Origin of the sequence: Streptomyces sp. NPDC002130, assembly GCF_040296465.1 — a bacterium.
Taxonomy (GTDB): Bacteria; Actinomycetota; Actinomycetes; order Streptomycetales; family Streptomycetaceae; genus Streptomyces.
This window is the reverse complement of the sequence record NZ_JBEOXI010001291.1, coordinates 1-1,022: the sequence shown is the minus strand read 5'-3', so window position 1 is coordinate 1,022 and position 1,022 is coordinate 1. Positions and strand designations below refer to the sequence as shown.

At 61.2% G+C, this 1,022-nt stretch carries 1 protein-coding gene and 1 pseudogene; both read left to right on the top strand.

The window, feature by feature from the left end; translation table 11 throughout:
- Positions 1-187 (top strand): annotated as a pseudogene (locus ABT116_RS50370) (gluconokinase); the annotation flags it as partial.
- Between the two features lie 73 nt (positions 188-260).
- Entirely contained in the window at positions 261-698 is a 438-nt protein-coding gene (locus ABT116_RS50365) for an SRPBCC family protein (protein ID WP_351648573.1), read from the top strand.
- The last annotated feature ends 324 nt before the right edge of the window (positions 699-1,022 follow it).

Sequence of the window (1,022 nt, the reverse complement as noted above, 5' to 3'; positions counted from 1 at the left end):
GGATCAGATCGGCCAGCGATTGACCGCCCGCCTCGATCATTACATGCCCGCCTCGCTTCTCGACTCCCAGATCTCGACGCTCGAGGCGGTCGACCCGGACGAACAGGCCATCGTCGTCGACGTGGGTGGAAGTCCCGCCAAGATCGCGGAGGAGATCCTGCGACGGGTGGAGACGTTCGAATACTGAGCAAGCCAGGTGTGTGGGCACCCGCGGTTCGGGTTACGGTGCAAGGGTGACTGCTGCGCAGACAGACTGAACCGTGACCGACTTCGACTTCCACAGCGTCTGGACGCTCCCTGCCTCTGCCGACCGTGTCTACGACGTTCTCGCGAACGCCGAGAGGTATTCGCAGTGGTGGCCTCAGATACGCCGAGTCCGGACGATCGACGAGCATTCAGGCTCCATGTCCATCCGCAGCGCTGTCCCTCTGACGCTGCTGGTCTTCGGGCGGCGCGAGGTCGAAGATTCAGTTGCCCGCTATCTGAAAGTGCGTCTCTCCGGGGCAATGACCGGGTGGAGTAGCTGGGCGGTGCAACCTGCTGGATCTGGTTGCATAGCCGACTTTCGGCAACAAGTGGCGGTGTCCGGAGCGCTCGGTCTGGCCTCGAAGATCGCGAAGCCGGTGTTCGAGTGGAATCATGAAGCGATGATGCGTGGCGGGCACCGCGGACTGTCCGCGTATCTCTCCCGGCCGTGATCGCGACCAGAACTTGCACACGCTCGAGCAATTGATCCATACCCGTCGTGTCATTTTGACGCAGCGTCAGTTATCGTTCACATCAGCAGCCGACAAGTATGTGTAACTCACATGCACAAAACGGCTTGACCTGGGAGGACGCTATGCGGACGCGAGATTCGACGGTATGGCATTGGAACGTGAGCCCGCGAGCACGGGTTATCTTCTGCCTGACCAGGACGTTCGTGAAGCCCATGTTCACCCTCTGGCCGACCACCGAACGCGGTATCCGCCAACTCGAGCGACTCGACGCGATGGCGGACAAACTGCCGAAGCCGAAGAACC